This window comes from Streptomyces sp. NRRL S-37, from assembly GCF_000721605.1.
GTDB lineage: Bacteria > Actinomycetota > Actinomycetes > Streptomycetales > Streptomycetaceae > Streptomyces.
Genome location: NZ_JOIZ01000005.1, coordinates 40,362 through 52,512, shown reverse-complemented (window position 1 = coordinate 52,512; position 12,151 = coordinate 40,362). Strand labels below are relative to the sequence as shown.

Here is a 12,151-nt window from a genome sequence, read left to right as displayed (position 1 = left end):
GGGGGAGGCACCCCGCAAGCGCCGGGCAGCGCGAACACCCCCGGCCCGCACCAACGCCGGGGCACCCGCAAGGCGCCGGGCCGCACGACCTCCCGACGGTTCAGTCGACCGCCGTGATCAGTACAGCCACGCTGGGACGGTCCGGCAGCGATCCGGTCACCGCCGAACGGACCCTCCGGGCCACCTCCAGCGGACGGGCGTCCGCCGCGACCGCGAGGTCCACGCGCGCGTGGCGACGAGACAGGCCGGTGTCCCCCCGGTGCTCGGTCAGGTGAACCGACCGCCCCAGCACCCCCGTCAGCCGGCTCACCCCCGGCACGGCGAGCGCCGCCGCAGCGACACGACCCACCTCGGAGTCGCCACCGTCCGAGGACGGTGGCGACTCCGCCTCCCGCTCCCGCTCCGGCTCAGGCGCAGGCCCGACCTCAGCCTCCGTATCCAACAGATCCACCACCCGCAGATCCACCTCCCCGACGGCCAACCCGACCTGCTCCACCACCACTTCCGTCAACACCTCCCGTAGAAGCGACGCAGTCACCGGCACCGGCCGCGCCGCAGTGGCCGCGAACTCGACGGTCAGCCGCAGCACCCCCGGCGGCACCGCCCCCGGCGGAGGCGGCACGGCCGGCTCGCCCGTCACCCCCTCCGGACCGGCGAGCCCGATCCGTACACCGTCCAGGCGTACGCCCGGCGCGTCCCGTACCACCGCGCGCCGCAGCACCGCCTCCGCCGCCCGCTCCGCGATCCACGTGCCGTCGTGCGGCCCTCCCAGGGCCAGGATCCTGCCCAGCCCGACCTGCTGCCGCACCGCCCGAGCCCACCGGTCCGCCGTCATTCCTCCAGCCTGACGCATCTTTGGCGCGGTACCGGGCAACCACGCATACCGTGGTCGGTGGAGGACGACCGAAGGGACGTACGGCGATGACCGACATGACCGAGGGAGGCCCGGTACGGGCCCCCGACCCGGAGAAGAACCTCTTGGAGACCGCCCCCCGCAAGGGCCAGGGAACCCGGCGCGGCGGCGGTGACCCGGCGACCCGTGGCCGCACCACCATCGCCGACGGTGTCGTCGAGAAGATCGCGGGGCTGGCCGCGCGGGACGTGCTCGGCGTGCACGCCATGGGCAGCGGCCTGTCACGGACCTTCGGCGCCGTACGCGACCGGGTGCCCGGCGGTTCGAAGTCGGCGACGCGCGGAGTGAAGGCCGAGGTCGGCGAGGTGCAGACCGCGCTCGACCTGGAGATCGTCGTCGACTACGGCGTGTCCATCGCCGACGTCGCCAGGGCCGTACGGGAGAACGTCATCGCGGCGGTCGAGCGGATGACCGGACTGGAGGTGGTCGAGGTCAACATCGCGGTGAGCGACGTGAAGCTGCCCGAGGAGGAGGACGAGGAGCCGGAGACCCGCCTTCAGTGAGGCTCGGTGAGCGGAGGAGCACACCATGAACATGGCCGTGGTCGGCATGATCGCCGGCATGGCATTGGGCTTCGCCGGATACTTCGGCGGATTCGGGGCGTTTTTGCTGGTGGCGGCCCTGGGCGCCGTCGGGTTCGTCGTCGGGAGGTTCCTCGAGGGAGACCTGGAACCCGGTGACTTCTTCCGCTCCCGTGACGAACGGCGGCGGTGACGGCGGTGAGCACGGTCGTCGAGCCCGGCCGGGGCCCGGCCGCCGTCGCGCCGGGTGAGCGCGGGGCGACCAGGATCGCCGACCGGGTGGTCGCGAAGATCGCCTCGCAGGCGGCCCGCGAGGCGGCCGGCCCCCTGCCGCCGGGCGCCGCCCCGCCGCACGCCACGGTGGTGGTGCGCCACGAGGCCGCCCGGGTCCGGGTGCACATCGAACTCGGCTACCCCGGCGACATCGGCGGCCGGTGCGCGCGGGTGCGGCGCCAGGTGGTCGACCGGGTGCGCGCCCTGGCGGGGATGCACGTACCGGAGGTCGTCGTCCTGGTCGAACGGCTGCACCTGACGGCCGCGCCGGAAGCGGACCGGGGGAGGACGTGATGAGCGGACCCGAGGGCACGGTCCTGGAGAAGGACCCGCCGCCCGCGGAGGCACCCGGCGGCTCCGGCGTCCACCGGCGCTTCTGGTCGGCCCGCCGGGTCCCCGCGGGCCTGGTCGCGCTGTCGGCCCTGGTGGTCTCGGGCGCGTTCCTGTACGACGTCGTCGCGGTGCGGGCCCACCGCGCCGCGCTGGGCTGGCGCCGGGAACTGGCCCGGCAACTCGCCGAACGGCCCCTGGACGACATCTGGGTGCTGACCGGCGCCGGGGTCGCCTGTGCCCTCGGACTCTGGCTGCTGGTGCTAGCCCTGACCCCCGGTCTGCGCGCCCTGCTGCCGATGCGCCCCGTGGATCCCGACGTCCGCGCGGCACTGCACCGGGACGCCGCCGCGACGGTGCTGCGGGACCGGGCCCTGGAGGTGGCCGGCGTACGGTCGGTGCGGGTCAGGGTGAAACGCGCCCGCGCGGACGTCCGCGTGGTGTCGCACTTCCGTGAACTGGACGACGTACGGGCCGACCTGACCGCGACGCTCGACGACGCCGTGGCGGGGCTCGGCCTGGCCCGGCCGCCCTCGCTGTCGCTGCGCGTACGGCGGCCCGGCCGGAAGGGGCGGTAGGGATGCTCAAGGGCGTCAACCGGGTGCTGCTCGGGATCACGGGGCTGGTGCTGTTCGTCCTCGGCGGGTCCGTGCTGGCGGTCGGGCTGGGGGCTCCGGTGCCCTCCTGGTGGCCGCACGACGGGCGGCACGACGTGCTGCTGGACGAGGCCGAGCGGACCCGGTGGCGGGACGACGGCTGGTGGTGGCCGGTCGTCATCGCCGTGCTCGCCGTCCTGGTGCTGCTCTCCCTGTGGTGGCTGCTCGCGGTGCTGCGCCGGCGGCGACCGGCCGAGGTGCTGCTCGACACCGGCGACGACGAGGGCGCGTCACTGCGTGGAAGGGCTCTGGAACAGGCCATCGCCGAGGAGGCGGGCCACCTGGACGGCGTGGACCGGGCCCATGTCCTCCTCACCGGCCACAGGAACGCCCCCAGAACCCGCGTACTCCTCCGCCTGCACCCCCACATCGACCCGGTGACCGCCCTGCGCGCCCTGGCGAAGGGCCCCCTCACCCACGCCCGGACCTCCACAGGCCACCCCACCCTCCCCACGGAGGCCCGCCTGCAATCCGTGAAACACCCCCCGGAACGAGTAACCTGACCGCGCCCCCGCGTCCCCGCGTCCCCGCGTCCCCGCGTCCGCGGGCAATCGTGCCGCAGGGCGGCACGGGTGGGCGCGACGGCACCCGCAAGCGCCGGGCCGCGCAACCCACCCCCGCCCGGCACCGGCACCGGCACCGGCACAGCGCACCAGCAAGCCGCCCGGCACAGCGCCCCAGCGTCACCGCACCCACCGAACCGGCCGTCAGAACCCGTGCCGCACCCCGCCGTCCACCGGCACCATCACCCCGGACAGATACGACGCCGCCGGCGACAGCAGGAACGCGGCCGTACGGCCGAATTCCCCCGGCGTCCCGTACCGCCGCAACGGAATCCGGGACTCCGCGGCCCGCCGCGTGGCCTCCGGATCCGCCGACAAGGCGTCCAGCTCCCGCACCCGGTCCGTGTCGATACGCCCCGGCAGCAGCCCCACCACCCGGATCCCCCGCGGCCCCAACTCGTCCGCCAGCGACTTCGCGAACCCGGCCAGTCCCGGCCGCAGCCCGTTGGAAATGGTCAGCCCGGGAATCGGCTCGTGCACCGACCCCGACAGCACGAACCCGATGACACCCCCCTCACCCAGCTCCGCCGCGGCCGCCCGCGCCATCCGCACCGCACCCAGGAACACCGACTCGAACGCCGCCCGCCACTGCTCGTCGGTGGTGTCGGCGACGAACCCCGGCGGCGGACCGCCCACGCTGACGAGGATGCCGTCGAAGCGCCCGAACCGCTCCCGCGCGGTGGCGATCAGCCGCGCCGGCGCCTCGGGATCGGCGTTGTCGACGGCCACCCCGACCGCGTCCGGCCCCAGCGCGGACGCCGCCTCGGCGACGGACTTCTCCTCCCGCCCCGTGACGACCACCTTCGCGCCGTCGGCGACGAGCTCCCGCGCGGAGGCGTTGCCCAGCCCGCGGGTCGCCCCGGTGACGACGTACACCCGGTCCTTCAGTCCAAGATCCATGGCCCTATCCTGCCCCCTCGTCCCCGAACAGGGCGAGCGCGGTGTTCACCAGGCCGATGTGGCTGAACGCCTGCGGGAAGTTGCCCAGCAGCCGCCCGCCCGCCGGGTCGTACTCCTCCGCCAGCAGACCCACGTCGTTGGCGAGCCCCAGCAGCCGCTCGAACAGCGCGCGCGCCTCCTCCGTCCTGCCGGTCATGTGCAGGGCGTCCGCGAGCCAGAACGAACAGACCAGGAACGTGCCCTCCCCGCCGGGCAGCCCGTCGACGGCCGTCGCGTCCGGCGTGTAGCGGCGTACGAACCCGTCCTGCCCCAGCTCCGCGCGGACCGCCTCGATGGTGCCGAGCACCCGGGGATCGTCGGGCGGCAGGAAACCCACCCGGGGGATCAGCAGCAGCGCGGCGTCGAGTTCGCGCGAGCCGTACGACTGCGTGAACGTGTTCCGCGCGGGGTCGTAGCCCTTCTCGCACACCTCCCGGTGCACCTCGTCGCGCAGCTCCCGCCAGCCGTCCAAGTCGCCCTCGAGGCCGGGGGATTCCTCCAGTGCGCGCACCAGGCGGTCGGCGGCCACCCACACCATCACCTTGGAGTGCACGAAGTGCCGCCGGCCGCTGCGCACCTCCCACAGCCCCTCGTCCGGCTGCCGCCAGGCCGTGTGCAGGAACTTCAGCAGCACCGACTGCAGCGCCCACACGTCCGGCTGCGCGGACAGCCCCGAACGCCGGGCCAGCGCAAGGGAGTCCACGACCTCTCCGTACACGTCGAGCTGGAGCTGGTTCACGGCGTCGTTGCCGACCCGGACCGGCCTGGCGCCGCCGAAGCCGGACAGCCACGGCAGTTCGAACTCCGGCAGCCGCCGCTCGCCCGCGAGCCCGTACATGATCTGCAGGTCCGCCGGATCGCCCGCCACCGCGCGGAGCAGCCAGTTGCGCCAGGCCTCCGCCTCCTCCTGGTACCCGGCGGCCAGCAGCGCCTTCAGGGTCAGGGTGGAGTCGCGCAGCCAGCAGAAGCGGTAGTCCCAGTTGCGCACCCCGCCCGGCTCCTCCGGCAGCGAGGTGGTGGGCGCGGCGACGATGCCGCCGGTGGGGCGGTAGGTGAGCGCCTTGAGGGTGATCAGCGACCGGACGACCGCGTCCCGGTGCGGGCCGTCGTAACGGCACCGCGCCGCCCAGGCACGCCAGTCCTTCACGCTGTGCCGCAGCGAGGAGTACGGGTCGACCAGCGGGGGCCGCGGCTCGTGGGAGGGGTGCCAGGTCAGCACGAACGCGACCCGCTCGCCCTCCCGCACCGTGAACTCCGAGACGGTGGCCAGGTCCTCGCCCCAGGTGTCCACCTCCGGGACGCTGCGCAGCCACGCCGAGTCCGGCCCGGCCACCGCCACCCGGTGGCCGTCCGCCCGGCGCACCCACGGCACGACCGAGCCGTAGTCGAAGCGCAGCCGCAGCGTGCTGCGCACGGTCACCTCACCCCGTACGCCCTGCACGATCCGCACCAGGTCCGGCGCACGGTGCCGCTGCGGCATCAGGTCGGTGACCAGCACCGCCCCTTCGGGGGTCTCCCACTCGGTGTCCAGGACGAGCGTGTCCTCGCGGTACGAGCGGCGGGCGCACCGGTCCGCGCCGGCGGGGGCGATGCGCCAGTGCCCGTTGTCCTCGTCCCCGAGCAGCCGCGCGAAGCAGGCCGCCGAGTCGAAGCGGGGCAGACAGAGCCAGTCGACCGAGCCGTCCGCGCCCACCAGGGCAGCGGTCTGTTCGTCGCCGATGAGCGCGTAGTCCTCGATACGGTGCACGGGGTGCGGGTTCCCGGCCATCGGGGGCGGCAATCAGGGTCGGAGCCGGGGGAGTGACGGGCCGTCGGCCGCCGCGCCGTCGCCGGAGAAGATGACACCGGGGTCCGAGGGGGCCTGGTTGAGCACCCACAGGCCGATCAGCGTGGCCAGCGCGAAGACGACGGCGACGAGCACGGCGAGGACGAGCCGCCGCCGGCGTTCGCGGCGCAGCCACGCGCCGCGCGCGGTGCGGTAGGCGTCGGGGTCGGGCAGCACCCCGCCGGCCAGGGCCTGGAGGGCGTCGCGCAGTTCCCGTTCGGTCCGCTCCGCGTCCGGCGGACGCGGCCCGGCCGGCTCGTGGTCCGTGCGGTCCGGGCCGGTGCCACGCGACGGAGTCGCGTCTCGGTGCGTCATCGCCGGGCCTCCATCGCCTGGGTCAGCGCGGAGATACCGCGCGAGGTGTGCGTCTTGACGGAACCACGGGAGATGCCCATCGCGTCGGCTATCTCGCTCTCCTTCAGCCCGAGCCAGTGGCGCAGCACCAGCGCCTCGCGCTGCCGGGCCGGAAGACGCTGGAGCGCGTCGATCAGCACCCGCTGGTCGTCACGGAGCAGCGCGGTGTTCTCGGCGGAGGCCACGGTCTCGTCCGGCGGGGCCGCCGGACGCTCCTCGTGCCGGCGGGCGGCCTGGAGGTGGCCGGTCCGCGTCCGGGTCAGGTCGCAGACGGTGGAGCGCAAGGACGCCTCCGCCGCGGCCACGTCCTTCAGCCGCCGCCATCTGCGATAGATCCGGTAGTACGCCTCGGCCACCACGTTCTCCGGGTCGTCCGCGCCGAGCAGCACGGCGAGCCGCAGCATCGAGGAGTAGTGCAGTTCGAAGAGGCGGGCGACACCGGCCTCCCGCTCCACGTCGTCCGGGCCGGTGACGGGGGCCCGAGCGGCCTCGGCGGCACCGCCGCGGGCGCCGGGGCGGGTGGCAGGGTGGTCCGGGGGTGCTGTCCGCGTCTCACGTGTCCGCTCCCGTCTGTGGACGTCGCCCGGCCGTCAGGCGGGACGGCAGGCCGGTGGCGTCGGCGCCGCGCGGGACGCCGAGGCCGGCGAGGACGGCGGTGCCGGCCACCGCGACGGTCAGGTTGAGCAGCAGGGCGGCGATCCCGGCGTAGATCTCCAGCGGTCCGGTGCCGGTGCCGAGCGGCACGATCGAGGAGAACCCCTCGCGCACCACCAGACACGTCCCGGCCACCATGCCCACGGCCCACCCGGCGAGCAGCGCCCGCGGATGCAGCCACCGCGTGTACAGCCCCACCGCCACCGCCGGGAAGATCTGCAGGATCCACACCCCGCCGAGCAACTGGAGGTTGATCGCGTCCTGGTCGCGCAGCCCGAACACGAACGCCACCGCCCCGAGCTTCGCGGTTAGCGACACCGCCCTGGCGACCCGCACCTGTCGCTTCGGCGTGGCCGTCGGATGCACGTACTCGACGTACACGTTCCGTACGAAGCTCGTCGCCGCCGCGATCGACATCACCGCCGCGGGCACCAGCGCGCCCACCACGATCGAACCGAACACCAGCCCGGCGAGGGGGCCCGGCATCAGCCGGTCGACGAGCATCGGCACCGCCGCCTCGGCGGTGCCCGCCGGAGCCCGCACCCCGGCCGCCAGGGCCGCGATGCCGAGGAACCCGAAGAGCGCCAGCAGCGCCGTCCAGGCGGGCAGCCCCGCCGACACCTTGCGCAGGGTGCGCGTCCCGTCGGCGGCGAACCCGGCGGTGAGCACGTGCGGATACATCAGCAGGGCCAGCGCGGAGCCGAGCGCCAGCGTCGCGTACGCCGGCTGCTGCCCCGGCGCCAGCAGCAGCGGGGAGTGCGCCGTGTCCGTGCCGCCGAGCGCGCGGGCCGCCCCGTCGAAGACCGCGCCCGGCCCGCCGAAGCGCCGCAGCACCAGCCAGCACACGGCGGTGAGCGAGACGAACACCGCCGCCGCCTTCAGCGCCGCGATCACCGTGGGCGCCCGCAGCCCGTGCCGGTAGGTGGCCACCGCGAGCCCCGCGAACACCGCCACCATCACCAGGTCCCCGGTCGCCCCGTGCGGATACAGCCCGCCCGCGGTGAGCACCGCGCGGATGCCGAGCAGTTGCAGCGCCAGATACGGCATCGTCGCCAGGATCCCGGTCAGCGCGACCACCAGCGCCAGCGGCGGCGACCCGTACCGGCCGCGCACGAAGTCGGCGACGGTGATGTAGCCGTGCCGCCGGGCCACGCTCCACAACCGGCTCAGCAGCACGAACGCGAGCGGGCAGACGATCACCGTGTACGGCACCGCGAAGAAGGCGGGCGCCCCGTTGCCGTACGCCAGACCCGGTACGGCGGTGAAGGTGTACGCCGTGTAGACCGTCCCGCCGAGCAGCAGCCAGGTCCAGCCGCCGCCGAGGCTCCGGTCGGCCAGCGCCCAGCCCTCCAGCGAGGGCAGCCGGTCGCTCGGCCGCAGCCGCCGCGCGGTGACGGCGAGCAGCGACGCCCCGCCGATCACGGCGAGGAACGTCGCGGTCATGGCGCCATCGGCCATGCATCACCGTCCTCGCTGTGCTGGATGCCCTCGGGGAGAGCCGCGCGCACGGCCCGTCCGGTACGCCGCGTCACTCTCGCACAGAACGCCCCGAACCGGGAGAGGAGCGCAGGTCACAGCACGGACCGGTCATTCCCGGCTACGGCGCGTGTCCCTGAGGCGCGCCCCGGCGCGGGTCCCCGGTGGGGCCGTGGGGCCCGCTACACCGCCGCCGGCTCCGTCTCCTCGGCGTCCGCCGCCTCGGCTGCCGCGCGGGCCCGCTCCCGGGCCTCGCGACGGGCCAGCACGAACCAGCCGACCGGTACGGCCGCCGCGAACAGCCACCACTGGACGGCGTACGCGTAGTTCAGCGCGGAGTTCTCCTTGCCGGGGTCCCCGAGCCGCTCCGGGGTGCCGTCCTTCGGCTCGGGCGCCGTCTGCGCCACATAGCCGCCGAGCACCTGGGCACCGAGACGCTCCGCCTCCCGCTCGCTGTTGATCAGCATGATCTGCCGGTCCGGCAGCCCCTCGAGGTCCTTGATGCCGCTCGCCTCGGTCGTCTCGTCGGGCATCAGCCGGCCCTTGATCGTGACCTCGCCGCGCGGCGGCGCGGGAACCTCGGGGAACGCGGTCTGGCCCGCCTCCGAGGGGATCCAGCCCCGGTTGACCAGCAGGACCTTGCCGTCGTCGAGGACGAAGGGGGTCAGGACGTGGAAGCCGACCCGGTCGTCGGCGTTGGTGCGCCGGCGGACGACGACCTCGTCATCGGTGTCGAAGCGCCCCTTGGCGGTCACGGTGCGGTACCGCTCGGCGCGGGTCACGGCGTCCCCCGGCGCGGCCAGCCGCTCCACCGGCACCGGATCGGCGGCCAGCGCGTCGGCGACCAGCCGGTTGCGGGCGTCGCGCTCCCCGTAGCGGTCCATCTGCCAGAAGCCCAGCCAGATCATCGTGGGGATGAGGAGCAGGGCGACCAGCGTGATGATCACCCATTGGCGGGACGACAAGAAGCGGTACACCCCACGACCGTACAACTCGGCCGAGGGGTGCTTTGAGGCGGGTACGTCCATTCAGACCCGGTCGACGATCCCCGCCTTTCCCTCCGCGCGGGCGCAGTGCGCGCCGCAGAACCAGTGACCGTCGGCCTCGACGCCCTGGCCGATGATCTGCACCCTGCAGTGCTCGCAGATCGGGGCCATGCGGTGGATCGCACAGGAGAAGCAGTCGAAGACGTGCACCGCACCCTGTGCGTGCACCTCGAAGGTCATTCCGTAGCTGTTGCCGCAGACTTCGCATGTCGCCATGGGTCACAGGGTGGGCCGTCGGCCCGGCGCGGGCGAGCGGGCGGCGGGCGAGTCGCCCGCCGATCACCCGTCCGTACGGTCGTGCCCGGCGCCCCGGTCAGTCTTCCGGCGCGGCTTCGACGTCCCCGAGGAGCTGGCCGAACGCGGCCTCGTCGACGACCGGGGTGCCGTACTGCCGGGCCTTGACCACCTTGGACGTGCCCGAGTCCGGGTCGTTGGTGACGAGGAGGCTGGTGAGCCGGGACAGGCTGCCGGCGACATGCAGGCCCGCCTCCGTCGCGCGGTCCTCCAGCAGCTCCCGCTCGACCGAGGTGTCCCCGGAGAACGCCACCCGCATGCCCTGCTTGAGCCGCCCGCCCGGCTCGTAGCGTCCGGGGTTGGGGTACGGGCACGCGGGCCGCTTGCGGGACGGGCGCCAACCGGCCGGCCGGTAACCGCCGGGACTCGCCTGCTGCCCGGTGCGGGGACGGTCCGTCCACTCGGTCAGCGGCAGGCACTCGTGCAGCGGCAGCCGTAGGCCGCTCGCCGCCGCGGCCCGCAGACTGGGCCGGAACGCCTCCGCCAGCACCCGCGCGTCGTCCAGCGCGTGGTGCGCCCGCTCCTGTACGACACCGAAGTGCGCGGCGAGCGACTCCAGTTTGTGGTTGGGCAGCGGAAGCTTCAGCTCCTTGGAGAGGGCGATGGTGCACAGCCGCTGCTTCACCGGCGCCTCGCCGCGCGCGCGGGCGTACTCCCGGGCGATCATCTGCCAGTCGAAGACCGCGTTGTGCGCGACCAGCACCCGCCCCTCCAGCCGGGCCGCGAACTCCGCGGCGATGTCCTGGAAGAGGGGCGCCCCCTCCAGTACGTCGCTCGTCAGGCCGTGTATCCACACCGGGCCCGGGTCCCGCTCCGGATTGACCACCGTGTACCAGTGGTCCTCGACCTCGCCGCGCGCGTCCAGCCGGTAGACGGCCGCGGAGATGATGCGGTCGTCCCGGGCCAGCCCCGTGGTCTCCACGTCGACGACCGCGTACCCCTGCAGATACGCGGCCGGCCACACGGCGGGGGAGGAGGCTGCGGTCGTGAGGTCATCGAGCATGGTTCACGAGGATACGGGCCGGGACCGACACCGCCGTCCGTCAGGCCCCTCCGCGCGGCCCGCGCACCCGGTCGACGGGAAGGCCCGTACGGGGCGCGCACGCCCGTTCACCAGCGGATCGGCACCGGAAGCGCCGTCAGCAGCCCCGACACCGCGACCACCACGCCGAGCGCGTACACCTCCGCCCGCGCGGGGGAGCAGGCGGTCAGCGGATCCTCCGCGCGGGCCAGCCGGATCCGGGCCCACAGGGCGAGGACGGCGACCCCGGCCATCAGGATCACCTTGGCGAGCAGGACCCGCCCGTACGCCGTGTCCGTCAGCTGCTCCAGGATCGTCTCCGGCGGCATCCGGCGCAGCGAACTGCACACGCCCGTCGCGGTGACGGCGGCGAGCAGAACGACCGCCACGCGCGCGTAGCGCCCCAGCAGCACGGCACCCGCCTCCGCGCCCCGCCACCGCCGCAGGGTGCGCAGCGCGTGCAGCAGGCCGCCCGTCCAGAGCGACGCGCAGACCAGGTGCACCAGGGTCAGCCCGGAGCCGACGAGCGGGCTGTACTCGGTCGTCGGATGCGCGCGCAGCGCCTCCGCGGCCATCACCGCGGCCAGCGGCCACACCTGGGTACCGGGACGGCCGGACGCGGCGCACAGGGCCGCCGCGAGGAAGGCGTTGACCTCCAGGAGGGCGAGTTTGCCGTCCCCGGAGTCGTAGAGACCGCCGACGTCGATGTCGGCGAGGCCGTCCGGTACCAGGTTGCCGGTGGCCACCACGGAGGCCAGTCCGAGGGCGGCCACGAAGCCGGCGGAGTTCGCCGCGGTCGACCAACTACGGGGCTCGGTGGGCGGAGCACCGGGCACGGAACGCGTCAGCCGCCGCACGAACAACTCGCCGACGGGTATGGACAACGCCGCGAACAACACCGCCCGCAGCAGGCCGATCCCCCCGGTACCGGGCGCATCGGCCTCCCCGGTCCCCCGCAACGCGGCCGAGGGTCCGAACAGCGGTATCACCGCCCCGAGCGTCACCAGCACGAGCACGGCAACGGCCCGCCCCCGCCCGCTCCTTCGCGCACCGTCCACCCCGGCCCCGGTTCTCATCAGACTCACCCCAGGATCTTCACAAGGCCCCACAGAAGCGGGCAAGCCCGCGCCCCGCCTGCGAGCAGCCGTACCACTGGACCGACGCCCGCTTCCCCGACTGCGGTCAGTCGCGCGGCTGGGCCGGCGCCCGCCCTCCCGACTGCGGTCAGTCGCGCCGCCGCAGCCGCGGGCAATCGTGCCGCCGTAGCTGCGGGCAGTCGTGCCTCC

Annotated in this window: 14 protein-coding genes and 1 pseudogene; 5 read left to right on the top strand and 10 right to left on the bottom strand. The window is 74.4% G+C overall.

Annotated features, from left to right (window positions below; genetic code table 11):
* Window positions 1–100: 100 nt before the first annotated feature.
* The gene (locus tag IH50_RS0107110) at window positions 101–835 is read right to left on the bottom strand and encodes a hypothetical protein (RefSeq protein ID WP_030858491.1); all 735 of its coding nucleotides are present in this window, start codon (window positions 833–835) and stop codon (window positions 101–103) included.
* 86 nt (window positions 836–921) lie between these two features.
* On the opposite strand from IH50_RS0107110, the gene IH50_RS0107105 reads away from it, so the two are divergent.
* The 5 genes from IH50_RS0107105 to amaP are packed head-to-tail and all read left to right on the top strand — an operon-like array spanning window position 922 to window position 3,196.
* Window positions 922–1,416, top strand: coding sequence for an Asp23/Gls24 family envelope stress response protein (locus tag IH50_RS0107105; protein WP_030858489.1), 495 nt, complete (start codon window positions 922–924; stop codon window positions 1,414–1,416).
* Between the two features lie 25 nt (window positions 1,417–1,441).
* Window positions 1,442–1,627 carry a hypothetical protein gene (locus IH50_RS0107100; protein WP_030858487.1) on the top strand — a complete coding sequence of 62 codons (186 nt, stop codon included), beginning with the start codon at window positions 1,442–1,444 and terminating at the stop codon, window positions 1,625–1,627.
* The gene (locus tag IH50_RS0107095; protein WP_030858485.1) at window positions 1,624–2,001 is read left to right on the top strand and encodes a hypothetical protein; all 378 of its coding nucleotides are present in this window, start codon (window positions 1,624–1,626) and stop codon (window positions 1,999–2,001) included. The genes IH50_RS0107100 and IH50_RS0107095 overlap by 4 nt, the downstream gene beginning before the upstream one ends.
* Window positions 2,001–2,615 (top strand): DUF6286 domain-containing protein, encoded by a 615-nt coding sequence (locus IH50_RS0107090; protein WP_030858483.1) that lies wholly within the window; start codon window positions 2,001–2,003, stop codon window positions 2,613–2,615. Before IH50_RS0107095 ends, IH50_RS0107090 begins: the two co-directional genes overlap by 1 nt.
* A 2-nt stretch (window positions 2,616–2,617) precedes the next feature.
* On the top strand, window positions 2,618–3,196 hold the full coding sequence (gene amaP, locus IH50_RS0107085) for an alkaline shock response membrane anchor protein AmaP (protein ID WP_030858481.1): 579 nt from the start codon (window positions 2,618–2,620) through the stop codon (window positions 3,194–3,196).
* A 204-nt stretch (window positions 3,197–3,400) separates the two neighbouring features.
* On the opposite strand, the gene IH50_RS0107080 is transcribed toward amaP, so the two are convergent.
* The 9 genes and pseudogenes from IH50_RS0107080 to IH50_RS0107040 form a co-directional block, all read right to left on the bottom strand.
* Window positions 3,401–4,156 (bottom strand): SDR family oxidoreductase, encoded by a 756-nt coding sequence (locus IH50_RS0107080; protein ID WP_030858479.1) that lies wholly within the window; start codon window positions 4,154–4,156, stop codon window positions 3,401–3,403.
* Between the two features lie 4 nt (window positions 4,157–4,160).
* A complete protein-coding gene (locus IH50_RS0107075; RefSeq protein ID WP_030858477.1) occupies window positions 4,161–5,963 on the bottom strand; it encodes a glycoside hydrolase family 15 protein in 1,803 nt (600 codons plus the stop codon).
* Between the two features lie 12 nt (window positions 5,964–5,975).
* Window positions 5,976–6,335, bottom strand: a complete 360-nt coding sequence (locus tag IH50_RS0107070) for a hypothetical protein (protein ID WP_030858475.1) — start codon at window positions 6,333–6,335, stop codon at window positions 5,976–5,978.
* A pseudogene (locus IH50_RS37490) lies at window positions 6,332–6,930 on the bottom strand (sigma-70 family RNA polymerase sigma factor). Before IH50_RS37490 ends, IH50_RS0107070 begins: the two are co-directional and overlap by 4 nt.
* Entirely contained in the window at window positions 6,927–8,486 is a 1,560-nt protein-coding gene (locus IH50_RS0107060) for a sodium:solute symporter family protein (RefSeq protein WP_030858472.1), read from the bottom strand. Before IH50_RS0107060 ends, IH50_RS37490 begins: the two are co-directional and overlap by 4 nt.
* A gap of 200 nt (window positions 8,487–8,686) precedes the next feature.
* The gene (locus tag IH50_RS0107055; RefSeq protein ID WP_030858471.1) at window positions 8,687–9,481 is read right to left on the bottom strand and encodes an SURF1 family protein; all 795 of its coding nucleotides are present in this window, start codon (window positions 9,479–9,481) and stop codon (window positions 8,687–8,689) included.
* Window positions 9,482–9,532: 51 nt separating this feature from the next.
* Window positions 9,533–9,766 (bottom strand): hypothetical protein, encoded by a 234-nt coding sequence (locus IH50_RS0107050; protein ID WP_078913883.1) that lies wholly within the window; start codon window positions 9,764–9,766, stop codon window positions 9,533–9,535.
* A 97-nt stretch (window positions 9,767–9,863) separates the two neighbouring features.
* Window positions 9,864–10,847, bottom strand: a complete 984-nt coding sequence (locus IH50_RS0107045; protein WP_030858467.1) for a DEDDh family exonuclease — start codon at window positions 10,845–10,847, stop codon at window positions 9,864–9,866.
* A 107-nt stretch (window positions 10,848–10,954) separates the two neighbouring features.
* Window positions 10,955–11,941 (bottom strand): CopD family protein, encoded by a 987-nt coding sequence (locus IH50_RS0107040; RefSeq protein WP_030858465.1) that lies wholly within the window; start codon window positions 11,939–11,941, stop codon window positions 10,955–10,957.
* Window positions 11,942–12,151: the final 210 nt, after the last annotated feature.

What these genes read in the sequence shown, in the direction of transcription:
- IH50_RS0107110 (WP_030858491.1), bottom strand. Translation starts at nt 835, where the DNA reads ATGACGGCGGACCGGTGGGCTCGGGCGGTGCGGCAGCAGGTCGGGCTG.
- IH50_RS0107105 (WP_030858489.1), top strand. Translation starts at nt 922, where the DNA reads ATGACCGACATGACCGAGGGAGGCCCGGTACGGGCCCCCGACCCGGAG.
- IH50_RS0107100 (WP_030858487.1), top strand. Translation starts at nt 1,442, where the DNA reads ATGAACATGGCCGTGGTCGGCATGATCGCCGGCATGGCATTGGGCTTC.
- IH50_RS0107090 (WP_030858483.1), top strand. Translation starts at nt 2,001, where the DNA reads ATGAGCGGACCCGAGGGCACGGTCCTGGAGAAGGACCCGCCGCCCGCG.
- amaP (WP_030858481.1), top strand. Translation starts at nt 2,618, where the DNA reads ATGCTCAAGGGCGTCAACCGGGTGCTGCTCGGGATCACGGGGCTGGTG.
- IH50_RS0107080 (WP_030858479.1), bottom strand. Translation starts at nt 4,156, where the DNA reads ATGGATCTTGGACTGAAGGACCGGGTGTACGTCGTCACCGGGGCGACC.
- IH50_RS0107075 (WP_030858477.1), bottom strand. Translation starts at nt 5,963, where the DNA reads ATGGCCGGGAACCCGCACCCCGTGCACCGTATCGAGGACTACGCGCTC.
- IH50_RS0107070 (WP_030858475.1), bottom strand. Translation starts at nt 6,335, where the DNA reads ATGACGCACCGAGACGCGACTCCGTCGCGTGGCACCGGCCCGGACCGC.
- IH50_RS0107060 (WP_030858472.1), bottom strand. Translation starts at nt 8,486, where the DNA reads ATGGCCGATGGCGCCATGACCGCGACGTTCCTCGCCGTGATCGGCGGG.
- IH50_RS0107050 (WP_078913883.1), bottom strand. Translation starts at nt 9,766, where the DNA reads ATGGCGACATGCGAAGTCTGCGGCAACAGCTACGGAATGACCTTCGAG.
- IH50_RS0107045 (WP_030858467.1), bottom strand. Translation starts at nt 10,847, where the DNA reads ATGCTCGATGACCTCACGACCGCAGCCTCCTCCCCCGCCGTGTGGCCG.
- IH50_RS0107040 (WP_030858465.1), bottom strand. Translation starts at nt 11,941, where the DNA reads ATGAGAACCGGGGCCGGGGTGGACGGTGCGCGAAGGAGCGGGCGGGGG.